This window comes from Nocardia sp. CNY236, from assembly GCF_000482385.1.
GTDB lineage: Bacteria > Actinomycetota > Actinomycetes > Mycobacteriales > Mycobacteriaceae > Nocardia.
This window is the reverse complement of the sequence record NZ_AXVD01000001.1, coordinates 148,306-174,813: the sequence shown is the minus strand read 5'-3', so window position 1 is coordinate 174,813 and position 26,508 is coordinate 148,306. Positions and strand designations below refer to the sequence as shown.

Below are 26,508 nucleotides of genomic sequence, written 5' to 3'. Positions count from 1 at the left end.
TCGTGATGATCGGCCGACCAGAAGGTAGGCCCGTGGAAAAAACTTCGAAAGTGGGCCTCCCCACGCACCCACAATCGCAAATCATCGAGTAGCATCATTCAAGTCGGCCCCTCCCCCCCGGGCCGACCTTACGCGGGCCTCGGCTAACTCCCCCCCTTCGCCGAGGCCCGCTCTCAACTTTGGACTTCCTCTCGACTTCGGACTTCCTCTCGACTTTGGACTTCGATGGTCGCGCAGGGCGTTCAGCCGGTCGCCGTTCCCACCGCGCTCCAGGCCGCACCCAGCCGTTGCCCACGCACCGATCCCGCGATTGCGAGCAACCGCCGATCGCGTTCCCAACGACTACGTATCGTCGAGTCCACCGATGCCCACAATGGCTCCACCTCGGTCAACAAATCGTCGATGACATCGACGACCCCGCTGAGCGCGATGTGCACCCCCGGTGAACTGGGCGAATCGCTACCCAGCCCGCGCACTGCAGCGAGCGCGGCCAGCAAGCGCTGACGAATGGCCGAGGGCCAGTCCGACACCCGCGCCACCCGCGTCAACCAGCCCAGCGCAGCCGCGAGCACGTGGATATCCTCGATCGTCCGAAACGGTTTGGCATAGTCCGCATACCCGTCACCGGGCAATACCCGCACCGGTACATCGGTCAGCCGCACCGAGGCGTGTGGTACCTCGGGTATGAAGGACGCGGGAGGGTGCTCGGTCAAATCCACACCGGGCGCATTCGGGTCGACCATTGTGGCGCGCAAGCGATTTCGTCCATCGGCACCGGTACCGACACTGGCGATCACCACGAGCCGGCTAGCCGAAGCACTCGCGATCACGAACGATTTGGTCCCATTCACCAGCCAGACTCCCTGCTGTCGAGCGAGTGTCGCTCGGATCGCAGAGGGATGGACACCGCCCTGCTCGCTCACGCAGATCGCAACCAACTCGTCTTCCGGCAGGTCCGGGATCAGTGTGCGCAGTGCCGCTTGGTAGCCGGACAGAAATGCGAAACCGAGGCGGTCGGCGACGAAGCCGCCGGCGATCGCGCGATCGAGCTGCCGGTCGAAACGTTTCGCAGCCGACCGAAGCCGGGTCCAAGCCGCATCGACGTCGTCGAGCGGCTGCGCTGCGACGGGCTCGGTCAACAACATATCGAACAGAGAGTCCACCTCCCCACGGTAACCGAGCACCCGCTTGGTCGAGCCGGACCACGGCCGGCGACCTGGCACCGACCCCACCGGCACGCGGGACCAGCCATACAGCTGCCAATTCGAGGGCAAATAGCGATTGTCTGGCAATCAGCCCGCGCCGCCGAGGCGACTTCCGTGGACCAGTCTGTATCACCGAGGTGTCGTACGTGTCATGGAAGGAGTTCCGACCGGTGTCGAAGCTGGACGAAAGTCGCCGCGACGCGTTGTTCGACGACGCATCCAGGCTGTCGTGGGTGCTCGCCGGGCTCGCCGGCCTTCTCGGTGCGGCTGCGTTCATGCATACATCTGGCTATTTCGTTACCTTCATGACAGGCAATACCGAACGCGCAGTCCTGGGACACATGCACGACGAACCTCAGGTAGCCGTCGCTGCCGCTGGATTGCTGGTGTCGTTTCTCTCGGGCGTGGTCGTGGCCTCGTGGTGTCGAAGACGCTACTGGTCCGGGCACCCGCACGGTCCTACTCTGCTCACCACTGTCTGCCTCGCGCTGGCCTCGACGATAGACCTCGTGCTATACCACCTTCTCTACCATGTGGCCTCGGAGCGGATCGCCTTCGTACCGATTCTGTTCGTCGCGTTCGGTGTCGGATCTCTCAACACGTCGTTCGTCCAGAACGGCGAAGTGTCGGTGCCGCTGAGTTATGTCACCGGAACTCTCGTCAAACTCGGTCAAGGCATCGAGCGCCATATCAGCGGAGGCGACCTCGCCGACTGGCTCGGCTATTTCCTGCTGTATGCGAGCTTCGCGCTCGGAGCCCTGCTCGGCGGACTGCTGAGTCTCCTCGTTCCGGGCTGGGCGATGTTGATCACTGCCACAGTGGTGTGTCTGCTCGCCACCGGCTATACCTACTTGCATCTGGACCGGCACGGACCCCTCCTTCGGTGACCAATGTTCGGTGACCAATGTCCTCCACCAGGTGGCCACCGTCTTCACCGACCTCGCGTCGACGAATTCACCGATCCCACTGCGCTACCGAATGATTCGCTGCTGCCCCCGAGCCACACGTCGTCGGCGAAGGTCAGAATCGGCAGGCGCCGGACACCGGCATCGACGAGATCGGCGACACCGTCACCCCGACCCCATACGTCGACGCGTGGATGACTTCGCCGTCACCGGCGTAGAGGGCAGAATGGTCGCCGCCGTAGAACGACACGACATCGCCTGGTCGCAACTGGTCGAGCGGTACCGGTGTGCCCGCGGCAACCTGGGCGTAGCTTGTGCGTGGCAGGTCCACGTCGGCCTGCATGTAGGACCACTGCACCAATCCTGAGCAGTCGAAGGAGTCCGGGCCGACGGCACCGTAGCTATAGGTCGCACCGAGCTTGCTCCGCGCCGCTTCGACCGCCACTTCGCCCGGAGTCTTCTCCGGCATCACCACGCCGGGTGGGGTCGGGGACCAGGGAATGTTCTCCGGGGCGCCGAAGGGGAACGGGAAGTCGACCAGCGGAAGCTCGTCGAGGAAGGGGAGTTCGATCCCGGGTACATCATCGAGCCAGGCCGGAAGCTCGATTGCGGGAACCCCCATGGGCACCGGAAGCTCGATTGCCGGAGTATTCATCGGCGCCGGAAGGATTGCCGGAGCTTCCATGGGCACCGGAATAATCGCCGGTACATTCATAGGCGCCGGAAGCCCGATCATCGGCAAGAAGTCCGCGGATTGCTCGATCACGGAAAAATTCAGCGCCGCAGGATGTTCGATTCCCGAGACGACCGGGAGCGCTACCGCCGGAAGTATGGCGAAATTCCGAACCAAACCTTCAGAGACAACAGCTCCTTCTGGCACGTCGAATGCTGCCGAATCGGGAACGGCTACCGGCTGCGCTGACGAGTGCCCCGCGTTCATCAGCATGCCGATGAACGCCGCAATTCCTGCCGCGAACACCCACAGAACAGCACGCCATAGATAACGAATGTATCGGACGTCGGTCGTTGATGCCATGATGCGGTCCTCCGATGCTCATATCGTTGGCGTCAGCTGGGCTGTTCATCGAGTACCGCCCGGCCAACGCCTCGAATTGAATAGAAAACCATCACGGTGCCACATTTATCCAGCGGATCCGATCCAAGAGTCCACCTTTCGACATGTAGTGCACGACGTAAAGCCCAACACACGGCACATCGGGTAACAAAACAGCAAATAATGTATTCGGCGTCTATTCGCAATCACAAAACCTCTTCGGGCGATACGGCGCCCCGCAGGGAATCGATTCCGCTGCGGGGCGCCGTGTCACATCCAATTCAGGCGGTGATCTGTTCCTCGATTTGCTTCGCAATCGTCCGGAGTTTCGCCGCGAATTCCCGCGCTGCCACCGGGTCGTCGCTCGACCCCTTGACGACTCGGCGAGTCAAGGCCGCGAGCCGCGATTCCACCGTGGTGAACATATTCGGGGTCCGACCGTGGGCGGGGTCGGGCAGTTCGCCACGCATCCACGCCTGCAATCGCTGGATCACCATGGCTTCGTCGAAGTGCTCGGGAAGGAGCGCAACAGCTTCTCGAAGCCGGGCCGCGGTAACCCTCGTGCCGATTCCATCGGCGATCGTGGTGTACACGGTGACCGCGGCGTCATCCCCATGTTCGACTGCCACCGGAAGCAGTTCCCGAATCTGTCCTTCGTTGATGGCGGGTGCCATGGGGTGCAATCGGTCGGCCAGGGGCCAGGCTCGAATGAGCTTGTGCGCATAGGACCGCTGCATATCCCACCGCTGTTCCACGTATTGGTCGAACGTCTCGTGCGTGTCGCGGTACAGTCGCCCGTCACGCACGATCTGCAGAGCGCGACCAGCAGCCCAGAACGCGATGCGCAGGGTGTCGATCGACGACTCGCACGCGGTCAACTGCGCTCGTTCTCGATCGCTCAGCCGCCCCTTGCCAGCAGCGGGTACCGGCATCGTCGAGACAGTCGACCTCGCCAGCGACTCCACAGAGGCGGTGGCGGTGGCGGCCGCGGACCCCACCCTGCTCGACCGCCGCCATTCGGCATTGCGTAGCGGCGATACCGGCGGCGTGTGCTCGGCACCATCGGCCAGTGGATTGACACCGCCAATGGAGCTCTTTCTTCGCTGTGGAGGCATCAGGCGGGCACCTCCACCAGGGCGCGATACGAACTCAGCAGTTCGTCACCCACTTGCCGATATTCCGCCACATCCGCGATCGGGTTCTCGGCCCCCTCACCGACTTCACCATCGGCTGCTTCTCGATACCATTTCCACGCGCTCACGTAGGAATCGAACACCTCGTAGCCGGCATTCTCCAGATTCCGTCGCTGTCCTCGGTATTCGGTAGAAATATTCCTACCGCCCTTCATGACCACCGGAACCTTGGTCAGCAGAACCCGCACTCGAATCTCACGTCCGGCGCCGGCGGCGGCCTCCTCGGCAGCCCGGAATGTACTGGGCACTCGCTTGACTTCGGACGGGCTCACACTCGTCAGCAGCAAGAGTTGGTCGCTGGCGGGAACGGCGGCTTTGAAAATGTCCGCCGACTCGCCGCCTGCGTCCACCAGGATCACATCGAAATCGGCAGCTTTGTCGGCAATACAATCAGCGACGTGCCGAGAAGGGAAAGCGACCAGTTCGAATGGCACCTCGATTTTCCCCTTTGTCAGCCGACGGTACCAGGAGTATCCGGTCTGACTGAGCGGGTCGGCGTCGATCACCAGTACTCGCAGTCCGTGATCCCGAGCGAAGTAACTGGCCAAGAAGAACGCTGATGTCGTCTTGCCTACTCCGCCCTTGAGGTTCCCCAGGGTGACGACCAGAGGTTCGGGTAATTCGAGTGGCGCGACAGAATTCGTCATGAGCGGTCCTCCGAAGATGAGGAGTGCGTTGACTGTGTGGGCCAATTTTGGCACAGCGCCACAGAATTTCCGCTGATTGCGATCCACCGGGCTTTTCGCGGCGGCGGAAGCAATTGTGTCCAATTGGACACACACCGCCGGTGCGTGAGAATCTCGCCCGACTACCCCGTGCTCTGGATCCGATCGGGCCAGCGCCTCCGAGCCCGGCGCCGATCATGCCCGCGCACATCCCTTTTCACGCGGCGAACCCGACTCCAGCTGCATCACGTCCGCCTCGGCGTCGGCGAGATGGGCGCAGCCGACAACGACATACGCCCACCTGGACTCGAAGTAGCGCGCTCAGGGCACGCCGGAATCAGTGGGAGCCGGAATCAGTGGGCCGTGGCCTCCTGCCACGTATTCGCGTCGCCGCGGTTACGCAGCTTGGAGATGCCGAGGAGAACCAGAGCCACAACGCCGACCGAAAACAGAATCTTCATGGTTCCCAGCCTACTGCTCTTGGCGAGAAGCAGCCCAAAGCGACTCGGCTCCGGGAACTCTCGGCGTGATGGGCCACCAACGGTGTGCCGCTGTCCGTACGGGGAGCCCGTGGCGGGCATAGTACGAGGTCACCGCACCGGTGTACCCGCGAGAGTCTTGGCCAACTCGTGTTCCAACTCCGCGCCCTCGATATCGAGATCCGGCACGATACGCCCGAACCAACGTGGGTGATACCACATCCGGCTTCCGATCAACGCCATGACTGCCGGCACCAAGGTGAGCCGAACGATGAAGGCATCGAGGATGACACCGACGGCCAAAGTCAACGCCAGCGATTTGACGATCGGATTGTCGACCCAGGTGAATGCTACGAACACCGAGAACATGATCAGTGCCGCCGCACTGACCACCCGCGCCGAGTGGGCCACCCCGTTCTGCACCGATGCGATCGCATCGCCGGTGCGGGTGTATTCCTCCTTGATGCGGGATACGACGAAGATTTGGTAGTCGCTGGAAAGGCCGAAGATGATCGCAAGGATGGCGATCGGCAGGAAGCTCAGCGTCTGGGTCTTGGTGGCACCGAATACCTCTGCGCCCCAACCCCATTGGAACACTGCGACCTGGATTCCGAGCGCGGCGAATACCGACAGGATGAATCCGACGATCGACGACAACGGCACCAGCACCGTGCGGAAGGCGATCGTCAACAGCACCAGCGCCAGGCCGACCACGACCAGCAGGAAGGCGGGTAGCGCCTCGGCCAATCGGTTGGAGGTGTCGATATTGGCGGCTGTTGTGCCACCGATCAGATAGGTGGCTCCGGTGTCTGCTTCGATGCGGTCGCGGTCATCGCGGAGCCGAGTGACCAGATCCGATGTTGCCGTCTGGTCAGGACCTGTCTTCGGGACGACTTGGACGAGCAGTAGACCATTACCGCTGGCTGCCGGCTGGACTACGGCCACGTTCGGCTCGGCTTGCCAGCGCTGCATCAACAGCTGCGCCGCGTTCGGATCGGTAGCTCGAGACACGTCGGTCACCATCAGCAGCGGACCGTTGAAGCCGGGGCCGAACGAGCGGCTGATCGTGTCGTACGCTTTGCGCGCTGTGCTCGATTCCGGTTGCGACGCTCCGCTGGGCAACCCGAGATGAATCTGTGTGACCGGTATCGCCAATACGCCCAGGACAGCGACGCCGAGCACCAACAGCGGAATCCGGAATCTCGTCACGAACCGCCCCCACGAGTGCCCCATCGTGCGTTCGGGCTCGTACGCCGCGATCCGGGCCACTTCTTCCGGGCGGCCTGGGTGCAACGGCGGGGAGATGAAGCGTGCGACCGTGTCACCGGCGAACGCGAGGAACGCGGGCAGCAACGTGAGGGCTACCAGCATCGCCACGAACACCGCGGCCGCCGCGGTCAAGCCCATGACGGTCAAGAACGGAATACCGACGACCGACAACCCACACAAGGCGATGATCACCGTCAAGGCTGCGAACACGACCGAGCTACCGGCCGTGCCGACGGCCAACGGTATCGACTCCTCGGCGGTCAGTCCCAACACGATGTTGTGCCGATGCCGAGACAGAATGAACAGCGCGTAGTCGATGCCGCACGACAGCCCGAGCATCAACGCCAACGAGATCGCCGTGGCGGGCACATCGACATACGCCGCCACGCCGAGAATTCCGGTCAGCCCGATGGCCACACCGACCAATGCGGTAACGATCGGCAGCCCAGCAGCGACGACCGCCCCGAACGTGACCAACAGGATGATGAGCGCCGCGATGATCCCGAAGATCTCGGGAGTCTCGGATACCTCCACGGTGAAGCCCGGGTAGATCGCTCCAGAGAAGTTCACCGCGAGCCCGGCATCCCTCGCGGAGGTTGCGATTGCGTCGACATCGTTCAACGTCTCGTCGGTGACCCCCCCAACCGGCGCCGAGAACATCACGGTCCCCAACGCGGCCCGCTGGTTCGGCGAGATCATCTGGGCCTCGAACGGGTCGACCACCATCGCCACCTGCGAAAGTCCCCCGAAACCGGCCATGGCCTGCTCGATCTGTGCACGGGGCTTGTCGGCGGTGATGTCGACCGCGGCAGGCGTGGCGAAGACGACCTGCATCTGAGCCCCGCTGTAGGCGGGCATCCGCTGCTGCAGCAGCGACACAGCATCCTGGGATTCTGTCTCGGGAATGGTGAAATCGTCGGTGGTCTCGCCGCCGGCTGCCATCGAGAACCCGATCGCACAGACCAACAGCACCAGCCACACCGTCACCACCCACCAGCGCCGGCGGGCGATCGTTCGGCCGAAAGCGAACAGATATCGAGACATGCGGGTCCCCTCGCCGAGCAATCATTGACACATCAACGAACTGGATAACAACCGCTGCGACCACGATAGGCCCCCCTCGCCGGACCTGCACAGCGACAACACCTCCGACCCCAGCTCTCGAAGCGGCTGCAGTACCCGCATCCAGCCGGCGTTTTGACCCTCTCGACGCCCAGACGGTAACGTTTCCTCGGTCATCGCACGTAGGCGTGATGAGTAGCCACGGGGCCTTAGCTCAATTGGCAGAGCACTGCCTTTGCAAGGCAGGGGTTAGGGGTTCGATTCCCCTAGGCTCCACAACTAGAACAGCTGGCCAGGATACATTTTTGCGATCTTGGCCAGCTCGTGTCCACATAGGACAGTGGTTCACCGTGGTCTGAGGGGATACCCGTGCCCGCCCCAGAGAACTTGCGCTATGCCCACGGTCCCCCGGTTCCCTGGCAGTGCCCAGGTTCGAACTGCGGTCCAGTCCATTCCTCGACAACGAGAGCAATGAAGCGTCCCCGTTCGGCGGGAACGGCGATGGACTTCGTGCACAGCTCATCGACGCCGACGGCGGTCACCGTCAGGCCGATCGTCTCTCCAGGGTCTCCTGGGCCGCCGCGCATCGGTAGCGGCGCCGGTGGGTACGTGCACCCTGCCCAGGCATGAACAAGAAGGCGCCCCGCGCGGCTGCTATGGTCGGATTCCCAGTTTCGCCAACATCCAGTCTTCCGCCGCCTCGAGGTCATTACCAGGAATGGTGCGGGTGGAGTGGAGCGGCCTGCTGATCCACCGCCGTGATCCCGGCCCGGTCATCGGTCGCACGACCCATCGGCCGAACTCACGGCGCACGCCTTGGTATCCACCGCCCGCGTCCTGGGATGCAACCGGCTCGGGCGAGGCCGCGGCAGTCCCCGAAGCAACCCAATGATTTTGTGACGCAGGCTGACTGGGCCGACGTAGTCGGCGTAGCGTCGTCCATGGGGAGCAGTCATGTCATCCCTTTCCGCATTCGGCGGCTGTGACAACCCGCGACTGTGACACGGTCTCGATAGGGCCGTATTCCCTGCCCTGGATCGGACCGCGCACGGAGGAGAAGATTCTCCAGTATCCGGGCTGGCATGGTGCGCTGGCTGTGTGTGTTTGGCGTGACCACGGGACGAGACTGGTCCGTACGTGCTCGCCGAGGTTGTCCCATCCGCCGGCGGCGGTCCGCCGTTGCAGGCTCATGTAGTAGTGATGCGTGAGACCAGGGTTACCTTCGCGTGGGAGATCGCACTCGGACCAGCCGTAACCCTTGATCTCGGGCGGTAAGACTGTCGGCGTGGACCAAGGACCGAACCCGTTGTCGCAGATAGGCCGTTTCACCGGGGTCAATGGTCCACTCGGGTCGGCAGTCGCAGTGCCACCACTCACCAGAGCGCTGAAGACTAGCAATGCGATCGCCACTGCAGATTTGCGCATGATTTTCCTCGAGAATGAGAGTATTCGGCGACTTGACCGATCAGAAATCGGTTTTTCACCGTCCTTCGGTCACGGCGCGCGACAACGGCCGCCGTGACCACGTCCGTTCGGGGCCACAGCGGTCGTCACCAGTCGGCCTCGGTGTCAACGACGGATAGCGGAGCCACGTCGATTGGGTGGCCTATCGTGCCGAGTGCGGCCTGGACATCGGAGTCGGGCGCGACATAGTCGAATGCCGCTACCTGCCAAGCGATCCCGTACTCGTCGACTGCCCACCACCAGCCATCGTCGCGTTGCAGCCACGCCGCCGGGCGGTCGTCCTGGTCGTCGCCGGTCGTGGGGGTCATGGGAGGTTCTTCGCGTTACGCGGGTCGGGCACGATGTGACCGGCCTCGACCAACACATTGTGCGCGGCCCGCTTACGGGCGCAGATGTCGATCGGGCACGAGGCATGTCGCTGCATGGCGTGGTGCGCACTCTCCACGGTGAGCGGCCGGTCGGGAGTCTCGTGCGGCCATGCGTACGGGAGTGTCGATCGGTCGAGTAGTGCGTCGTCGAGGTCGATGTGTTCGCGGGTTTCATCGGTCACCGGAACCCCCGACCTAGACTTTTGCCCGGCTACGTTCAGCCGCGATCCGGGACCGGATTTCGGAAACGGTTACTCCGTGTCCGTATCCGTGTCTTTGCCTGCGGGTGATGCCAGGCGATGCGGCGGCAACCGCTACCAGTGCTAGCGCGGTAAGAACAAGGGAGAGAACAATTTCCATCGGGTGCCTCCGCTATGTGGATGTGGAGTGCACCCGGCGCCGGGGATGAGGATCACCCGGCGTCGGGGCTAAGTGAACTACGACACATGAATGTAAAGTGTCATAGTACAGTTCTCGAATGGTGTAGAAATTCCGGCGCAGACTGAGTGGATGCCTAGAGAATTATTGGATATTCCTGCCGGAACGCCCACCGTTCCGGTGGATACACCGCCTCGTCGAACTGGAGCGGGCGCCCATCCGAGGTGTGCACCGTCAGCCAGTAGGCCAATGTCGGCGCATGCTCGGACAGGCTGAGAACCTGACGTTCGTCAGCACTCGCACCCCGGGCGCACACCTGGTCACGGGCATACGCCGATCGGATCTCGAGCACATCGGCGAGATACCGGACGGTGCCACCACGCAGTCGCTCAGCCTCCAGTAGCCGCGGTGCCACCTCGGCCAGCGCGGCGTCGAACCACGACGTAGACAGCTCAACCGGTGCGCCCTTGCTGTCGATCACTCGCTGTCGCTGAATCACTTCAGCCCCTCGGGCAAGGCCGAGTGCGTCCGCCACGTGCGCAGGCGCATTTACGACGCCGACGAACGGGAATCGCACCGACTCCGAGTCGGAATACATGGTGCCCTCTGAGGCTGCACGCTCGTACCGCTCCCGCGCTCGAGGCGCGGCCTGGGGTGCACGCACGTAGGTACCGCTCCCGCGCCGCGATTCGACAAGACCCTGTTGCCGCAAGGCTTCGAGGGCCTTGCTGGCGGTTGGCCGGGCAACACTCCATTGCGCGGCGAGCTCGCGGACCGATGGGACCTCACCACCGGGAGCCAGATCGCCGCGCACGATCTGGTCTCGGAGATACCCGGCAATCTGCAAGTATTTCGGCAGTACCTCTTCGATTTCGGGCAACATTCCTCCGAGTGTCCTATGCCGCTGCCCAGTGTACGATCAGCCAATCAATGCTCGGTTTCATCCTCGCCGCGGTCCTGCTCGCCGCGCCGGAGCAGACTTGGTGCATGAGCGATTCCTCTCGACTCGTGGCCAGTAAAGCTATCGCGATTGCCGCAGGAGGCGGGGGCGACGTCGTTACCGCCTCGGTACTCACGGCGATGCTTCGGCGCCGATTCGGCACCGACATCATTGCCCTCATGAGCTTTTCCTGGGACCGCCTGATCGTCGATCCGACTCCTGGGCCGCGTAGCCGCAGTGACTTCGACGGTTTGATCCATCACGGCCTGGTCGCCGAGGTGACCGAATCGACGCGACTCCGCGGCCCCGGCTGGTCGACACTGCCTCCGCTCGTGCCACACCTGGCGCTCCCGCTGCTGCTCATGGACCCGACCGGGGGTGCGATGGATCTGGCAGCCCAGGTCCGCAGCGCAGCCCAAGCCTTCAACGCTGACGCGCTGATCGTCGTTGATGTCGGCGGCGACATCCTTGCTGAGGGGCATGAGGCTGGACTCCGCAGCCCGTTGGCAGACTCGCTCGCGCTGGCAGCCGCCATACAGTCGGGACTATCAGTGCAGCTGCTCATCGCTGGAGTGGGGCTCGACGGGGAGCTGACACCGGCGGAGCTGCGCACTCTGCTGCACCGACAGAACTCGACGGTGGTCACTGAACTCGATGCCGACGATGTGTCGATGGTCGCTGACGTGTGGGACTGGCACCCATCCGAGGCCAACGGGATATTCTGCATCGCCGCACAGGGATGGCGCGGGACGGTCGAGACTCAACGTGGGGCGATCATCAGCGTCACTGATGACGCCACGGTGGTGTACGCGGTCGACGCCTCCGGTGTAGCTGCACACTCCCTCGCGGCCGACCTGCTCGACACCATGTCACTCGAGCAGGTGGAACAGCGTGTCCGTGCACGCCGCGGCTACAGCGATATCGACACCGAACGTCATCGACTATCCGCACACTGGGAGCAGTCGACTGTCGACTCGATCGATGGCATCGACCGCTACGCACACGCCGCGTCGTTCCACGGTGTCGACGCCTTGACCATCCGCCGTGTCCTCGAGCTGGCCGGCGCGCTCGGCGCGGGCGCTGGCGATGCGCTGCGCGACCAACTCAGGCGCGAGCGGCCCAGCAACATGAGGCCACCTTTGTATCTGGTCCGCCACCCACACATGCCCGTGGACGGCGTCCACAAAACGGGGCTATTCTGACCCGCTCCAATCCCGTCGAAACCCGACGAGTCCCGAGAAACCGCAGGATACGGGCGCAGCGCATAGCGTCTGCACTGGTTGCGGCAGCCCACCCAAGGGGTTCGATTCCCCTAGGCTCCACAGCGATTCGCGCAGGTCATACCAGGTTTTCCCGGTCATGTGCCGAGCGCGTGCTGCATCGCCGGCATCGTCCGTCCTGAGCCGGATTCGTCGATAACGATGGGTGGGGTCGGGATCGCGGTGATCTCACCGTTCCGGATCGTCCGGGTTCTCCCGGTCGGTCGACGACGACTCGGGCCTACCGGCTGCGGCGACGACCTCCGCGAGCCACCGCCGCAGGAACGCCCGTTCCGGCTCGTTGCCGACCAGGTCGAGTGCCCGACGATACGCCGCCGCGGCCTCCTCGACCCGACTCAGTCGACGCAGCAGGTCCGCCCGGGCTGCTGGCAGCAGGTGGTACCCGGCCAACCGGCCCTGCTCGTCGAGCGTGTCGAGCAGCCGCAACCCGACGGCCGGACCGTCCCGCAGCGCCATCGCCACCGCCCGGTTCAGTTCGACCAACGGTGACGGCGCCAGCCGGGCCAGTACGTCGTAGAGCGCGACCACCTGGGGCCAGTCCGTACCGGCCACGTCGGCGGCCTCGCTGTGCAGTGCGGCGATCGCGGCCTGTACCGCGTACGGGCCGGGGCCGTTGGCCAGCGCGTCGGGTACGAGTCGACGACCCTCCTCGATCTGGTCGCGGTCCCAGAGTGTGCGGTCCTGCTCGTCGAGGAGTACGAGGTCGCCCTCGGCGGTGCACCGGGCGGCCCGGCGCGCGTCGACCAGCAGCAGCAGGGCGAGCAGCCCGGTCACCTCCGGCTGCCGGGGCAGCAGCCGGTGCAGGAGCCGGGCCAGCCGGATCGCCTCGTCCGCCAGTTCGGTCCGGACAAGCTGCGGACCGCTGCTCGCCGCGTACCCCTCAGGAACACCCGCTCCAGAACGTCGGGGGCCGGCAGCTCGCCATCGGACACGTCTATCCGCCCAGACCGTCATCGACAGCGCCGGTCACGGCTGCTCGAACTCCAGGACCGGTCGAATCTCGACCTTGCCGCGCTTCGCGGCGGGGCAGCGGGTGGCCCAGTCGATGGCGGCATCCAGGTCCGGCACATCGACCAGGTAGTAGCCGCCGAGGATCTCCCGGGTCTCCGCGAACGGCCCGTCGGTGATGGTCGGCTCGCCCTGCTCGGGGGCCTGCACCGTCGTGGCGGTCTCGGTGCCCTGCAACGCGTGGCCGTCGAGCATCACACCCGCGTCGGCGACCAGTTCGTCGTACGTCGAGTACGTGTCGATCTCCGCCTGCATCGCGTCCGGGTCGGTCGGTTCCTGAGCCGGGTCGCCGTAGAGCAGAAACAGGTATTTCATGCGAACTCCTCCGTCTTCGTTCCACCCGGATCCTGAGGCCGGCGTCACCGACTCGCTCCGGATCGACAGCGCAGCGACTGCTGCACAGCATGACAACGAACGGGCTTGGTCGGCAACGACAGCCCCAACCAACTTTTTGCCGGCCAGCCAACCCACCGAGGTGGCTTCGCAATGCCCACAGTCCCCCGCCCAAAGCCGCGCACCGATGGCACGATCGGCTACCAGATCCGGTACCGCGTCGCCTGCGACGGTCATCGAACCACATGCGCTGTTGGGTAAAGGTCAACGGCACTCGTTCCGGACGTGGACGCGCACGCAGCGACTGGCCGGCCGCCGTGCCCGCCTACCGCTCGATGCGCGCGGCGAGAGCGCCGACGGTGGTCGCTTCGAACAGTAGCTCGACGGGCACGCGGACATCCAATGCAGCACCGATCCGCGCTGCAGCTTGCGCGGCCAGCATCGAGTTGCCGCCGAGTTCGAAGAAATCGTCGTCTGCACCGACGCGGCCGTCCTCCGCAGGGACCAAGAGCGTGGCATATACCTGGGCGACAGCCTCTTCCACGGGTGTCGTGGGTGCGCGGAATGCGCACGCGGTGAGGTCCAGTTCGGGCAGTGCGGCGCGGTCGAGCTTGCCGATCGGGGTGAGTGGAATCTCGTCCAACACCATGATGGCCGCGGGAATCATATACGCGGGCAACGACCGTCCGATGAACTCGGCGAGCGCGCCGGTATCCGCCTGGACCCCGGATCGAGCCAGCACGTAAGAGATCAGGGCTGTCGCCCCCGAGGGCAACGCCTTGCCCACAGTGGTCGCGAAATCGATATCCGGATGACTGGTGAGGGCGTTGTCGATCTCCCCGAGTTCGATACGGATGCCTCGGATCTTCACCTGGAAATCTGTGCGCCCCAGGTATTCGATCGCGCCACGGTCCCGATCTCCGGACTCGACACGGCGCACCAGGTCTCCGGTGCGATAGAGCCGTGCTCCACTCCCGAAGGGATTGGCGACGAATCGTTCCGCGGTCAACCCAGGTCGACCTGCGTATCCCTGCGCCAGCACAGAACCGGACAAATACAACTCGCCGATCACCCCAGCCGGTACAGGACGCAAGCGTGAATCGAGCACGAAGGCGCCGACCCCGGGGAGCGGCGTACCGATCGTAATCGGCTCGCCTGGCGTCAATGATGTGCCGGTGACGAGAATGGTCGCCTCGGTAGGCCCGTAACAGTTGTAGAACTCTCGCCCGGGTGCCCAACGGCTCACCAGTTCGGGGCCGAACCTATCGCCGATGACCATCACGGACCGAAGGTCGTCCAGGCCCACCGGCTCCACCGACTCCAGCGCGCCCGGAGTGATGAGCATATGCGTGACGCGCTCGCGCCGAAGTAGATCAGCCAGCTCGAAACCGCCGAACACTTTCGGCGGCGCGACGATCAACGTTGCGCCAGAGGAGAAGGCCAGCAACAGTTCCAGAACGGACACATCGAAATTCGGCGAACAGACATGCAATACCCGGGATTCTTCGGTTATGCCGTAGCGCTCCCGCTCGGCGGCCACCACACCAGCCAGGCCACTGTGTGCAACCACCACTCCCTTGGGTTTCCCTGTCGACCCCGAGGTGTAGATCAGGTACGCGGGATGTCGCTCGTCCAGGAGGCGAACTTGGTCGGCATAGGAGATCGGATGCCCCGGTCGTGAGGCTATTCGCGTGGACTGCACCGGATCGTCCAACTCGATCCAGTACACACCGGTGCCGAGCTCCGCGCGGTACGCCGAGGTGGTTACGCCCACGGTCGCACCGGAATCACCGACAAGGTGCTCGATCCGGTCGGTCGGGTACGTCGGATCCACCGGGACATAAGCCGCTCCGGTCTTCGCGATCGCCCACACCGCGACAACCGACTCCACCCCGCGGGTGATTCCGATGGCGACCACGTCGCCGGGCCCGACTCCGCGCTCGATCAGCTCTCTCGCCAGTCGCGACGACGTCGCGTCCAATTCAGCGTAAGTGAGTTCCCGATCGTCGGCAGGATTACCCGTCGGGTTGAACCGGATCGCAATCTTGGTGGCGGCGGACTCGACCGCAGCAGTGAGCAGCTGACCGAAAAGCGGACTGCCCGACCTTCGGCGACCGCTACCACGTGTGGAACGACGGGCGGTTTCCATTCGACCCCATCGACCTCTCGCATCGAGCCAAGAACCGCGCTCCCCTGATCAGGACTAATTTTACAACGGCGACGACGACCCGCTCCAGCGCAAGGTCGCCTCCACGCTGCTGGAGATTTTCCTGTTCTACGCTGGTTTCTATCTGCCGATGCACTGGTCGTCGTGGGCCGAACTCACCAATACCGCAGACATGATTCGGCTGATCATTCGAGATGAAGCGGTCCACGGCTACTACATCGCGACGGCGCAATTGGAACTCAGTGGCGTGGGTAATGCCGGCGAGGATGTCAGTCGAAGTGATCACCACTAGCACGGCGGTCGAGGTTGGTCGGGTCGGGGTTGCGAACAATGAAGTGGGGGTTGCCGTACGGCAGTGTCGATCGGTCGAGCAGTGCATCGTCGAGGTCGATGAGGTCGACGTGGTCTTGCTTGGTCACAAGCCCCTCCCGACCTTGGCTTCTGCCCGGCTACGTTCAGCCGCGATCCGGGTCTGGATTTCGCCGACCGACGTCCCGTGTCGGCGCCGGCGGGTGGTGCCGGGAGACGCGGCGACCACCAGAAATAGAACCAACGCGGTAAGGGTCAACGAGACGATCGTTTCCATGAAATGTGATGCGGCCATGGGCCACCCCTGGGTTACATGTGGATGTGAGCGACACCCGACGCCGGGGCTGACAGATTGTCTACCAGCAGCCCGGCGCCGGGGCTGACCTCAGGTTATGGCTTCAAGTTGGCGTGATTGTGCGCTGAATGTGCTTTCTATGAGTGTTACCGTGAGCACATGAACGATCTAGAGGCGGTCGGCGACCGGATCGCCCGAATTCGCAAGACCAAGGGGCTGACTCAGAGTGCTCTAGCCCAACGCGCGAACGTCGGCCGTAGCTTCCTCGGGCATGTCGAAAAGGGCAAGGCGGCGGCATCGACCGTGTGGATCGGCCAAGTCGCCTCGGCGCTCGGGGTCGATGCTTCGGTGCTGCACGGCACCAACAGCGAGGCCGAAGTGCTTGACGACATCGTGCCCATGGTTCGCCGCGTCCTCGCATCGACCGATCCTCTGCCCGACATCGATCCTGCGCCGTTCGAACATCTGCGTGACCAGGTCGAGCAGGTGGGCCGGTGGCGCCACGCGGCGGCGTACGCGAAGGTCTCGAAGGTACTTCCCGACTTGGTCGATCACCTGCTCGTTGCTGGTGGCCGCGACGGCGATATCGCATACGCATTGCTGGTCACCGCCTACCGGGCGGCGAATACGTTGAGCCACAAACTCGGACATCACGATCTTTCGATGGTCGCGGTCGATCGCATGGTCTGGGCTGCCGAGAGCGCCGGAGACCCGCTGCTGCTGGCAACCGCCCACTACGTGAAGGCGGCGGCACAGGCTCGTGTCGGTGCAGTCCGCCAAGCGGTCATGCTCACAGATCGCACGCTCGCCGAACTCGAGCCATACGTTGGCGATCCGACCGGCGCGGCCGTGCTGTGCGCGCTCCATATGCGCCGCGCGGGTCTGGCATCGACCGCCGGAGATGCGGACACTGCCGACACGCATTTCGCCGAGGCGCGCACCCTCGCAGAACAGCTGGGCGACACACAGGCATTCGGAACCGTGGTTGGCCCAACCAATGTGCGCCTCTGGCAGCTCTCTTCTGCGGTCGATCTCGGCCGGATCGGCGAGGCTCTCGAACTGGGCGAGTCGACCATGCTCCCGAAGAGTTATCCGCCGGAACGAAAGGCTCACTTCTGGCTCGACCGCGCGCGTGCGTTCCTCTGGAACGGGGACCCGGACCGCGCAGTGGATGCGTTGCAGGAAGCGAAAGCCGCTGCCCCTGAATACTTCCGCAATGCACGCGCGGTGCGAACAACCATCAAGACCACAGCAGCGCAGCAACGCCGCGCCAACACCGGATTGCGGGCGTTGGCGAACTATGCAGGCATCGCGGACTGATGACCGAGCTACCCGACGAGCCCGGCCTCTACGAGGACGTGGTCGGTGATGTGTGGTTTCTGCACGATGACATGGTGTGGGAGCACTGCGCGAGGCGTCTGCCGTTCGGCGGCCTCGCAGCTCCCGATCCCCCGACGCCCCACATGGGACACGAGCACATGCAGCACATCGCGCGGAATCCAGAAGCGGAACTGTTGCCGATGAAGCGCATAGAGATCAACATCGACGAGACATAACGGTAGTTGGCCCGGCGGCCGAATCGAACCGGACGAGACCCCGGAGCAGTGCGTCGCTCGCGAGATCACCGAGGAAATACAATGGCCTGTCACCACCGGCCCGATTCTCGACTCTTGGATCTACCAGATAGACGCCGCGGAGAAGCACGTATTCATCGTGACCTACGGCTACTACCCGGATACCGACGCAGAACCAATACACTCCCAATGCCGAGGACCAGATCGCCGGCCTGAACATGCCCGAGAACTACAAACGCTCGATCACGACCTGGATCGCGCAGTTGAGGGCCACCGAGAGCGATCCCGAGTTATCCCAAAACAGTGCAGTGTTGCCACGGTAGGCCGCACAACAGAATAACGACCTCTACTGCTAGAGTGAAGCGGGACGCTTTACGGTAATGGGGTATTCATCTCCACGTTGTTGGAATCAATGCCAGCAGCGATGATTGCGGTGGTTCCGATTCGGGGCCGCCTGAACAGAAGGATTATTCGATGAGTTTGATGGGTAAGGTCGGCTTCGCTTTCGCGGCGGGCAGCCTTGCGGTGGGGTCTATGCTCGGCGCGGGGTCGGCGAACGCGGCGGGTCTGTACGCGGCAATCGCTGTGGGCAATGGTGGGTGGACCTACGGAGTGAGTGTCAACGAGGCCAGCGCCGAACAGGCAAGGGCCACGGCGATTGCCAACTGTGGCTACACCGACTGCGACGTGTTGCAGACGTGGGCGAACGGCTGCGGTGCGCTGGTCGAAAGCGACACCGGCGTGGCTGCGGGGTCCGGGCCGAACCGAGCCGAGGCCGAGCGTGCCGCCTATGAGAATCTCGGAAACATCACCCCGACAGCGCCGCTCGCCAACCTCGGCTCAGCCAATTTGAGTGGCGCGTGGGTCGTCGACGTCATCTGCACGAGCAACGCCCGCTGATTCGACGGTAGAGTTCCGGGCCGCGGCCCTTAGGGGGTGAGGCCCGGCCTGTTCGAGTTGGACATGCCCTGGCCAACTAAATCGGGCCGAGGTTCTCGACTCCATTGCATGCCTGAAGTTGTCACACCAGGATTCGGCACCCTCGAAGCTGCCACAGAGAATCCGTCACGTGACATATCCGGGTAGTGGGTGTTTCGAACGTATTGTGAGAGCATCGCGCCTCACCCGCACTGCCTCCCGTCCGGCCAGCGGGCCACGGTGAGCATGATCGAGCGGAGGGCGAAGGCTGCGATTGCGTACAGGGGGATGGCAGCAAGCAGAACGAGGGCCGACGTGAACAGGGCCTGGGGGAATTCGAGGAGTACCAGGGGAACGACCCCACTATCAGAGCGACGTTTGCGGTGAGCCAGGCACCCCACCAGACCGTGACGGCACGGACGTTGGTGCCCGCAGGGCTGGAGGCACGGACCACATCGGTGACCACCAAAACGTTCCCGCGTTCCACAGCACTATTCCGGCCTCCTCCTCGAATGTCACCGTGCTCGCATCCCAGATGAACACGGACGAGGTCATGCTCAGCGGACCGAGCAGCGCGATGATCACGGCCACCAACGCCGTCCGAGCCCTGCGGTGCAGGCGAGGGGACGAGAATTGTTCATGGAACTCCTACTTCACGTGATCCGAGCGATACTCATGAACCCCGATACCCGACCGGGCGATCCAGTCCGAGCTGTTCAAAAATCATCAGTGCCACTTCGGTTTCGAGCCGGTTGACCGATAGCGGGTGACCGAGCACGTCTTCGGCTCGGCGTATCCGATAGTGGACGGTGTTCTTGTGCACGTGCATGCGGGTCGCGGCATCGGTGAGACTGCCGCGAGCATCCAGGTAGGTCTGCACCGTTTCGCGAAGGCGTGCGGTCGTCTCGTCGTCACGCACCAGGTCGCCCAGAACCCGATGCACCCATGCTCTGGTGTCGGGCAAATGGTCGACCAGCAAGCTCGCCAGGGCGACTCGAGAGTGCAACGTCAGCGGGCGTGTGGGGTCTGCCGACAACGTGAGGTTGCGGGCTCGCTGGGCGTCGCGGAATGTCTGCCGAAAGCCGGCCAGTCCGGCGCCGGGATCGCCGACCGCGAGGTGAATCCCCGGTCGACGGTGCAGGTCTCGTGCGAGTTCGACGACATCGAGTGCAGGCTTGCCAGTGGACGATATCCATGCCCAGCAGTTCTGTTCGTCGATCAGGACGGTCAGCGGTTCTTTCCCGGTCGCTCGTGCGAGCATTGCCGCCCCGGCGCGCAACAGAGCGGACGACGAGGGTGTGCCCGACCAGATGACGGCGGCGATATGCCATCCACGCAAGGATGCGCCGAGCATCTGCTCCGCGGACGCGAGATCGAGGCCTTCGGTGTCGAGCACCGCGCGGATCTGCGCTGCGCGGGTATTGTCCGAGCGCGCGTCCCAGCGGCGACGTTCGTTCTCGTAGATATCGGTGACGCCTTCGATGATCTGATCGATGTAGCTGTTGGCCACCAGCGCGATCCGGCTGGCGGCCGCCAACACCACATCGGCCGAGGCGCTGGAACCTCGAAGCATGAAGATCGCCCGTTGCACGAGCATGTGTTCACCGAGACGATAGGCGCGCAACAGAGCCACCAACGACATCCCATGCTGAGCGAATCGGCGCGCGTATTCGGCGGCAGCAGGCGGCACGGTGACATCGTCCTCGGAGATGCTCAACGTCAGTATGTCGAGCAATGCCGCGAGGTTGGACGCGGTACTGGCGATCATCAGTCGCCGCACTTCGTCGTCGTGGCGGAACTCCGGGATCACGTCGATGAACATCGAGGTCATCTCAGAGGTCAGACCTGCGAGATCGGCTTTGACGCGTCCGGCGACATCACGGACGGTTTCGTCCACGTCAACGCTCATGCCCGGACCGTACCGGAAACGGTGCGACGGCCCTGACGCCTTCCCGGTACCGATTGTGCCGCCAGCACAAACCGACTGGAAAAGTCTGGGGTGCGAGCCCATGGCCGGAATCTCTTTGCGAACCTATCTTGGCAATGTAATTCGCATCACACCGCGTTAGGTGAGGAAATCGTGCAGCAGGTTGTTGATCTACCGCAAGTCCGTGCCACCCGGAATCCGTTCGGCTCATGTGTCGCGGACGACCGTGAACAACTCGACAACCAAACATTCGCCCGACGTGTGGGCGCTGCTGCGGCAGTTTTTCGCGATCACGGCGTCCGCGAGGGCGACGTCGTCGCACTGGTGCTTCCGAACCGGCTCGAATTCGTCGTGCTTCTGTTCGCGGCGTGGCGCCTCGGCGCCGCGGTCACGCCGGTGAAGCCGGATTCCACCAGCGAAGAAGTGCGCTACCAGGTCACCGACAGCTCGGCGAAGGTGGTGGTGACCGAGCAGGCGGGTGCGCCCGGCACGCTGTCCATGTCCGAGGTCGCGGGAGCCAGCTCCGGCAACGACGTGCCCGAAGCGGTGACGGTCGATCCGGCCGCGCCGGCATTGATCATCTACACCAGTGGCACTACCGGACAGCCGAAAGGCGTCATCCTCGACCACACCAACGTGGCCGCGATGTGCGAGATGATCATCCAGACCCTGGCCTTGGACGACACCGACCACAGCCTGCTGATCCTGCCGTTGTTCCACGTCAATGGAATCGTGGTGAGCGTGCTGTCGCCGCTGCTCGCTGGTGGCCGTACCACGATCGCCGGGCGATTCTCGGCGTCGGCGTTCTTCGATGTGGTCGAACGCGTGCGGCCGACCTACTTTTCGGCTGTCCCGGCCATCTACGCCATGCTGGTCTCGCAGCCGGAGAGCCGCAAGCCGGACACCTCCTCGCTGCGCCGAGTGATCTGCGGGGCCGCGCCCATGCCGGCGGAATTGATCGCCCGGTTCGAGACCCGGTTCAGCGTACCGATAGTCGAAGGCTATGGATTGTCGGAAGGTACCTGTGCCTCCACCTTGAACCCGCCGAGTGGTCCGAGAAAGCCCGGAACGGTAGGGCTGCCGCTGCCCGGGCAAACAGTGGCGATCATGAACGCCGACGGTGAACTTCTCGACGACGGCGACGCCGGTGAGGTGGTGATCCGGGGCGCCAATGTGATGCGCGGCTACCTCGGCCGACCGGAGGCGACCGCGCGCACGGTGGTCGACGGCTGGCTGCACACCGGCGACGTCGGCTACTTCGATCCGGACGGATACCTCGTGCTGGTCGATCGGATCAAAGACATGATCATTCGCGGCGGCGAGAACATCTATCCCAAAGAGATCGAGAACGTGCTGCACACGCATCCTTCGGTACTCGAGGCCGCGGTGATCGGTGCCCCCGATGCCGTGCTCGGAGAGGTCCCCGTGGCCCGAGTGGTAGCGATGCCCGATGCCGCAGTCGGCGCCGACGAACTCGACGCGCACTGCCGGAAGTCCTTGGCCCGCACGAAAGTACCGGTGTCGATCGAACTCGTCGAAGCCCTCCCCCGCAATCCGATCGGGAAGATCGACAAACGAAAGCTCCGTGCACTGGTCGCCGACGTGGTCACCAACGCGTAGCACACCGTTCGATTCCGAACGGAATTCAGCAATCCGAGCCCGATGTCCACGGGTCGGCGTGTGCGTTCGATTCATCGACTAAGAAAGGTCCGAGCAATGGGGTTCAAGACGGGAGATTTCCCGCCCGTAGATGTGGAGACATTCCTCGACAAACCGCTACGCGAGCGAATGAAGACGCTCGCGCTGCACTGGGTGGAATACGGTTTCGGAACACCACGCATGGTTCACACGATCTATCTGCTCAAAATGGTGTTCGTGACGGTGCTCAGCGGCGTGGCCCTGGCGACCTGGACCTCGGGTGTCGGCCCGTTCTGGGACGTCGCGGCGTGGTGGAACCAGCCGGTGGTCTACCAGAAGCTGGTCATCTGGATCGTCCTGCTCGAAGCGCTGGGCGTCGCCGGATCATGGGGACCACTCGCCGGCAAGTTCAAGCCGATGACCGGGGGGATCCTGTTCTACGCCCGGATCGGCGCGATCCGCCTGCGGCCATGGCGGCAGGTGCCGTTCACCGACGGCGATTCCCGCACAATTGTCGATGTCGTGCTCTACCTGGCCTTTCTGGCGTCGCTGCTGACCGCGATGGTGCTGCCCGGTGTGTCGAGCGCTTCGCTGAGCGAGGCCCTACCGGACAATACGTCCGGCCTGGTGAATCCCGCGCTGCTCGTCGCTCCGATCGTGCTGTACATACTCTGCGGGTTGCGGGACAAGACGATATTTCTCGCCGCGCGCGGCGAACAGTACCTGCCCGCTCTCGTCTTCTTCGCCGTGCTGCCTTTCGTCGACATGATCATTGCCGGCAAGCTGCTGATCTGTGCGGTATGGATCGGAGCCGGGGTGTCGAAGTTCGGGCGGCATTTCACCAATGTCATTCCGCCGATGGTCTCCAACAGCCCCGCCATCCCCGGTTCCTGGATCAAGCGGCTGAACTACCGTGACTTCCCACGCGACATCCGCCCGTCGAAAGGCGCTTCGTACCTTGCCCATGTCGGAGGCACCGCGGTCGAGATCGTCACGCCGCTGATCTTGCTGTTCTCCACCAATCACTGGTTGACGGTGGCCGGTGTGGTGCTGATGGTGGTCTTCCACGCCTTCATCGCCTCGACATTCCCACTCGCGGTGCCGTTGGAGTGGAACGTGCTGTTCGCCTACCTGACCGTGTTCTTGTTCTTGGGCTTCCCGAACGACAGTGGATATGGACTCGGCGATATCTCCTCGCCGTGGCTGGCCGTGGGACTCATCGCGGCGCTGACGTTCTTCCCGATCCTCGGCAATCTGCGCCCGGACAAGGTGTCGTTCCTGCCGTCGATGCGCCAATACGCGGGGAACTGGGCCTCAGCGCTGTGGGCGTTCGCGCCGGGAGCCGAAGCGAAGCTGAACACACTGCAGCATCGGCCCACCCTCAACCAAGTCGACCAGCTGCAGGCCACAGGATACGAGCCCGCGGTCGCGGAGATCACCATGCAGCAGACCATCGCCTGGCGCTCGATGCACAGCCAAGGGCGTGGACTGTTCTCCCTGCTGTACAAGCACCTTCCCGATATCGACCGATGGACGGTGCGGGAAGCGGAGTTCGGATGCAATTCGCTGATCGGGTTCAACTTCGGCGATGGTCACCTGCACAACATCGACTTGATCAATGCGGTGCAGTCCCGCGTCGGGTTCGCGCCGGGCGAGTGGATCGTGGTGTGGGTGGAGTCGCAGCCGATCCACCGCGGCACCCAGCGCTATCAGGTCATCGACGCGGCACTCGGTGTCGTGGAACGCGGCACCTGGCAGGTACGCGATGCGGTGGAAGCGCTGCCGTGGCTGCCCGATGGTCCGATTCCCCATGAGGTGACCTGGCGGCGTGTGGGGTACGGGGTACCGACGCCACCGGCCGAACCGAACCGAGTCTCCACGCCGCAGACTGTGAGCTGAGACCCGAGAGCACGGACAGGAGAACGACATGAGCACCGCAGTGGTGGTCGGCAGCGGCCCCAACGGGTTGGCCGCGGCGATCATCTTGGCGCGAGCCGGACTGAAGGTCACCGTGGTGGAGGGTGCCGACCAGATCGGCGGCGGCACCCGCTCCAGCGAGATGATCGTGCCCGGGTTGTTGCACGACCACTGCTCGGCCATTCACCCGATGGCAGTCGGTTCTCCATTCCTGCGCGGCCTCGACCTGGAACGTTATGGATTGTCCTGGGCGTGGCCGGAGATCGACTGTGCGCATCCGCTCGACGACGGCAGCGCCGGCGCCCTGTTTCGCTCGGTCACCCGGACCGCCACTGGTCTCGGTAGCGACGACCGGGCCTGGCGGCTGCTGTTCGAGCGGACGACGACGGGCTACGACCGGATGAGCGCCGACATCATGCGTCCGCTGCTGCGTCCGCCCCGCCATCCGCTCCAGTTGGCCCGTTTCGGGGCGCCGGCACTGGCTCCGGCCACCCTGCTCGCCCGACTGTTTCGCACCGAGCAGGCCAGGAGCCTGTTCGGCGGAGTCGCCGCCCACGCTTTTCATCCGCTGAATCGACCGCTCAGCGCGAGCATCGGCCTCGGCATCCTGACCGCGGGCCACACCTATGGGTGGGCGGTCGCCGCCGGCGGATCCCAGCGGATCACCGATGCCATGGCGGCGCTGCTCGGCGACCTGGGAGGGAAGATCGAAACCGGGAGGTATGTGCGGTCGGTGGCCGATCTGCCGCAAGCCGAGGTGACGATGTGGGACGTGGCTCCGCACGCCCTCGCCGAGATCCTCGGCGATCGTCTGCCCTCGCGGATCGAGAAGGCGTATCGCAGGTTTCGCTACGGCCCCGGGGCATTCAAAGTCGACTTCGCCGTGGACGGCGGCGTGCCGTGGACCGCAGAGGCCGCGCGGCGAGCCGGGACGGTGCACCTGGGTGGTTCGTTCGCCGAAATCGCCGCCACCGAAAGCGAGATCCATCGCGGCCGAATGCCCGAGCGCCCCTTCGTGCTGGTCGGCCAGCAATACCTTGCCGACCCGCAACGCTCGGCCGGCAATATCCATCCGATCTGGGCCTACGCTCATGTTCCGCACGGCTACCAGGGCGACGCGACCTCGGCGATCACCGCCCAGATAGAGCGTTTCGCCCCCGGGTTCCGTGACCACATCGTGGGCACGGAGGTATGCAGCACATCGGAGTTCGCCGAGTACAACCCCAACTATGTCGGCGGCAACATCATGACCGGTGCGAAAGACATCCCGCAGCTGGTGTTCGGTCCTCGAAAGACGTTGAACCCCTACGATGTCGGGATACCAGGCCACTACATATGCTCAGCCGCTACCCCGCCCGGCCCCGGAGCACACGGTATGTGCGGTGCGAACGCCGCACAGCGAGCGTTGCGGCGCTTGAGCTACGACAATGGTTCACTCCCAGACAACCTCGACCGAACGCTGTGACAACGAACGGCCGGTGTTTGTCAACGAACAACGCGATAGTCGATGAGCAATGAGCCGGTCGGTGACGTCTCGCTCTTGATCGATTCGAGCTGAATCGACGGCAAGCCGTCGAACAGTCGTCGTCCGCGGCCCATGATCTTCGGTGCGACCACGAGCCTGAGTTCGTCGACGACATCACCAGCGAGCAGCGCCTGCACGACCGAAATACTTGCGTGGACGCCGACGTCGCCACCGCGCTGTCGTTGGAGATCCCGAACGAATTCGACCAACCCGCCGTCGATCGCCGTCGCATTGGCCCAATCTCGGTCGAGGCGCGTCGATGTCGCAACATACTTGGTCACCCCGTTGATGAATGTCGCGAATGGCTCGATCTCGCTACCCGGCCAGTACTGCGCCCAGTCGGCATAGCTACGGCGGCCCAGAACGACCGCATCCTGTGTCGCGATCACCGCGGCAAGGTTCGCATCCATCGCGTCGTCCCAGTTGGCGAAGAAGTTGTCCGGCTCCTCGGCAACCCCGTCGAGGGACAACAACGCGTATACGACGATCTTTCGCATGACCCGAACCTCCGATTGGTCTCGACAGTACTGACTTGTCGACCGATCGAGCCGCTGGAACTCATCGCTACGCGTCGGCATTGCCGGCTGAGAATTTTCCGCACTGCGCGTCGCCTTGGCCGAGCGCGACGCCCACTG

23 protein-coding genes, 1 tRNA gene and 3 pseudogenes are annotated in these 26,508 nt (G+C 64.0%); 12 read left to right on the top strand and 15 right to left on the bottom strand.

From position 1 onward, the window contains the following. Window positions 1-242: 242 nt before the first annotated feature. Window positions 243-1,163: an acyl-CoA dehydrogenase family protein gene (locus tag K940_RS0100785; RefSeq protein WP_028475948.1), complete on the bottom strand. Its 921-nt coding sequence runs from the start codon at window positions 1,161-1,163 to the stop codon at window positions 243-245. A gap of 212 nt (window positions 1,164-1,375) precedes the next feature. Between K940_RS0100785 and K940_RS0100780 the strand changes: the two genes are divergently transcribed. Next, entirely contained in the window at window positions 1,376-2,092 is a 717-nt protein-coding gene (locus K940_RS0100780; protein WP_231390199.1) for a YoaK family protein, read from the top strand. Window positions 2,093-2,225: 133 nt separating this feature from the next. Here K940_RS0100780 and K940_RS34055 read toward each other — a convergent pair whose 3' ends face one another. The 4 genes from K940_RS34055 to K940_RS0100755 all read right to left on the bottom strand — a co-directional run bounded on the left by K940_RS34055 (window position 2,226) and on the right by K940_RS0100755 (window position 7,814). Further along, window positions 2,226-3,146: a C40 family peptidase gene (locus K940_RS34055; RefSeq protein ID WP_369797444.1), complete on the bottom strand. Its 921-nt coding sequence runs from the start codon at window positions 3,144-3,146 to the stop codon at window positions 2,226-2,228. 299 nt (window positions 3,147-3,445) lie between these two features. Further along, a complete protein-coding gene (locus tag K940_RS30605; RefSeq protein ID WP_028475945.1) occupies window positions 3,446-4,279 on the bottom strand; it encodes a hypothetical protein in 834 nt (277 codons plus the stop codon). Then, window positions 4,279-5,004, bottom strand: coding sequence for a ParA family protein (locus K940_RS0100765; RefSeq protein ID WP_155980702.1), 726 nt, complete (start codon window positions 5,002-5,004; stop codon window positions 4,279-4,281). Before K940_RS0100765 ends, K940_RS30605 begins: the two co-directional genes overlap by 1 nt. 608 nt (window positions 5,005-5,612) lie before the next feature. Further along, entirely contained in the window at window positions 5,613-7,814 is a 2,202-nt protein-coding gene (locus tag K940_RS0100755; RefSeq protein WP_028475943.1) for an MMPL family transporter, read from the bottom strand. A 221-nt stretch (window positions 7,815-8,035) separates the two neighbouring features. Between K940_RS0100755 and K940_RS0100750 the strand changes: the two genes are divergently transcribed. Then, window positions 8,036-8,108 (top strand) — tRNA-Ala (locus tag K940_RS0100750). A gap of 1,274 nt (window positions 8,109-9,382) precedes the next feature. Here K940_RS0100750 and K940_RS0100735 read toward each other — a convergent pair. The 3 genes from K940_RS0100735 to K940_RS0100725 form a co-directional block, all read right to left on the bottom strand. Then, complete coding sequence (locus K940_RS0100735; protein ID WP_028475942.1) at window positions 9,383-9,604, bottom strand: hypothetical protein; 222 nt, start codon at window positions 9,602-9,604, stop codon at window positions 9,383-9,385. After that, window positions 9,601-9,846, bottom strand: coding sequence for a hypothetical protein (locus tag K940_RS26460; protein ID WP_036527035.1), 246 nt, complete (start codon window positions 9,844-9,846; stop codon window positions 9,601-9,603). The genes K940_RS0100735 and K940_RS26460 overlap by 4 nt, the downstream gene beginning before the upstream one ends. Before the next feature lie 332 nt (window positions 9,847-10,178). Then, on the bottom strand, window positions 10,179-10,925 hold the full coding sequence (locus tag K940_RS0100725) for a GntR family transcriptional regulator (RefSeq protein ID WP_196812063.1): 747 nt from the start codon (window positions 10,923-10,925) through the stop codon (window positions 10,179-10,181). Between the two features lie 104 nt (window positions 10,926-11,029). On the opposite strand from K940_RS0100725, the gene K940_RS26455 reads away from it, so the two are divergent. After that, the gene (locus K940_RS26455; protein WP_196812062.1) at window positions 11,030-12,184 is read left to right on the top strand and encodes a DUF1152 domain-containing protein; all 1,155 of its coding nucleotides are present in this window, start codon (window positions 11,030-11,032) and stop codon (window positions 12,182-12,184) included. Between the two features lie 246 nt (window positions 12,185-12,430). Here K940_RS26455 and K940_RS26450 read toward each other — a convergent pair. The 3 genes and pseudogenes from K940_RS26450 to K940_RS0100705 form a co-directional block, all read right to left on the bottom strand. Continuing rightward, window positions 12,431-13,144 (bottom strand): annotated as a pseudogene (locus tag K940_RS26450) (DUF6596 domain-containing protein); the annotation flags it as partial. An 84-nt stretch (window positions 13,145-13,228) separates the two neighbouring features. After that, the gene (locus K940_RS0100710; protein WP_028475940.1) at window positions 13,229-13,585 is read right to left on the bottom strand and encodes a YciI family protein; all 357 of its coding nucleotides are present in this window, start codon (window positions 13,583-13,585) and stop codon (window positions 13,229-13,231) included. A 247-nt stretch (window positions 13,586-13,832) separates the two neighbouring features. Then, window positions 13,833-15,752 (bottom strand): annotated as a pseudogene (locus tag K940_RS0100705) (amino acid adenylation domain-containing protein); the annotation flags it as partial. Window positions 15,753-15,810: 58 nt separating this feature from the next. Here K940_RS0100705 and K940_RS31330 point away from each other — a divergent pair. After that, a pseudogene (locus K940_RS31330) lies at window positions 15,811-15,990 on the top strand (ribonucleotide-diphosphate reductase subunit beta); the annotation flags it as partial. 49 nt (window positions 15,991-16,039) lie between these two features. Here K940_RS31330 and K940_RS32145 read toward each other — a convergent pair. After that, window positions 16,040-16,189 carry a hypothetical protein gene (locus K940_RS32145; protein ID WP_155980701.1) on the bottom strand — a complete coding sequence of 50 codons (150 nt, stop codon included), beginning with the start codon at window positions 16,187-16,189 and terminating at the stop codon, window positions 16,040-16,042. Then, window positions 16,186-16,374: a hypothetical protein gene (locus K940_RS0100690; RefSeq protein ID WP_028475938.1), complete on the bottom strand. Its 189-nt coding sequence runs from the start codon at window positions 16,372-16,374 to the stop codon at window positions 16,186-16,188. Before K940_RS0100690 ends, K940_RS32145 begins: the two co-directional genes overlap by 4 nt. Before the next feature lie 159 nt (window positions 16,375-16,533). On the opposite strand from K940_RS0100690, the gene K940_RS0100685 reads away from it, so the two are divergent. The 5 genes from K940_RS0100685 to K940_RS33400 all read left to right on the top strand — a co-directional run bounded on the left by K940_RS0100685 (window position 16,534) and on the right by K940_RS33400 (window position 19,527). Then, complete coding sequence (locus K940_RS0100685) at window positions 16,534-17,694, top strand: helix-turn-helix domain-containing protein (protein WP_028475937.1); 1,161 nt, start codon at window positions 16,534-16,536, stop codon at window positions 17,692-17,694. After that, a complete protein-coding gene (locus tag K940_RS0100680; RefSeq protein WP_028475936.1) occupies window positions 17,694-17,930 on the top strand; it encodes a hypothetical protein in 237 nt (78 codons plus the stop codon). Before K940_RS0100685 ends, K940_RS0100680 begins: the two co-directional genes overlap by 1 nt. Before the next feature lie 22 nt (window positions 17,931-17,952). Then, the gene (locus K940_RS34050) at window positions 17,953-18,288 is read left to right on the top strand and encodes an NUDIX domain-containing protein (protein WP_196812072.1); all 336 of its coding nucleotides are present in this window, start codon (window positions 17,953-17,955) and stop codon (window positions 18,286-18,288) included. 134 nt (window positions 18,289-18,422) lie between these two features. Next, the gene (locus K940_RS0100675) at window positions 18,423-18,848 is read left to right on the top strand and encodes a DUF4189 domain-containing protein (RefSeq protein ID WP_036527033.1); all 426 of its coding nucleotides are present in this window, start codon (window positions 18,423-18,425) and stop codon (window positions 18,846-18,848) included. 538 nt (window positions 18,849-19,386) lie between these two features. Further along, window positions 19,387-19,527, top strand: coding sequence for a hypothetical protein (locus tag K940_RS33400; RefSeq protein WP_231390198.1), 141 nt, complete (start codon window positions 19,387-19,389; stop codon window positions 19,525-19,527). Window positions 19,528-19,539: 12 nt separating this feature from the next. On the opposite strand, the gene K940_RS0100660 is transcribed toward K940_RS33400, so the two are convergent. After that, complete coding sequence (locus tag K940_RS0100660; RefSeq protein WP_028475933.1) at window positions 19,540-20,775, bottom strand: CdaR family transcriptional regulator; 1,236 nt, start codon at window positions 20,773-20,775, stop codon at window positions 19,540-19,542. A 171-nt stretch (window positions 20,776-20,946) separates the two neighbouring features. On the opposite strand from K940_RS0100660, the gene K940_RS0100655 reads away from it, so the two are divergent. From K940_RS0100655 to K940_RS26440, 3 genes are all read left to right on the top strand, one after another. Beyond that, on the top strand, window positions 20,947-22,413 hold the full coding sequence (locus K940_RS0100655) for a class I adenylate-forming enzyme family protein (RefSeq protein WP_028475932.1): 1,467 nt from the start codon (window positions 20,947-20,949) through the stop codon (window positions 22,411-22,413). Between the two features lie 96 nt (window positions 22,414-22,509). Then, on the top strand, window positions 22,510-24,330 hold the full coding sequence (locus K940_RS26445; protein WP_081706071.1) for a DUF3556 domain-containing protein: 1,821 nt from the start codon (window positions 22,510-22,512) through the stop codon (window positions 24,328-24,330). A gap of 28 nt (window positions 24,331-24,358) precedes the next feature. Continuing rightward, window positions 24,359-25,813 carry an NAD(P)/FAD-dependent oxidoreductase gene (locus K940_RS26440; protein WP_051406758.1) on the top strand — a complete coding sequence of 485 codons (1,455 nt, stop codon included), beginning with the start codon at window positions 24,359-24,361 and terminating at the stop codon, window positions 25,811-25,813. A 20-nt stretch (window positions 25,814-25,833) separates the two neighbouring features. On the opposite strand, the gene K940_RS0100640 is transcribed toward K940_RS26440, so the two are convergent. After that, a complete protein-coding gene (locus tag K940_RS0100640; RefSeq protein ID WP_028475931.1) occupies window positions 25,834-26,370 on the bottom strand; it encodes a dihydrofolate reductase family protein in 537 nt (178 codons plus the stop codon). Window positions 26,371-26,508 lie beyond the last annotated feature (138 nt).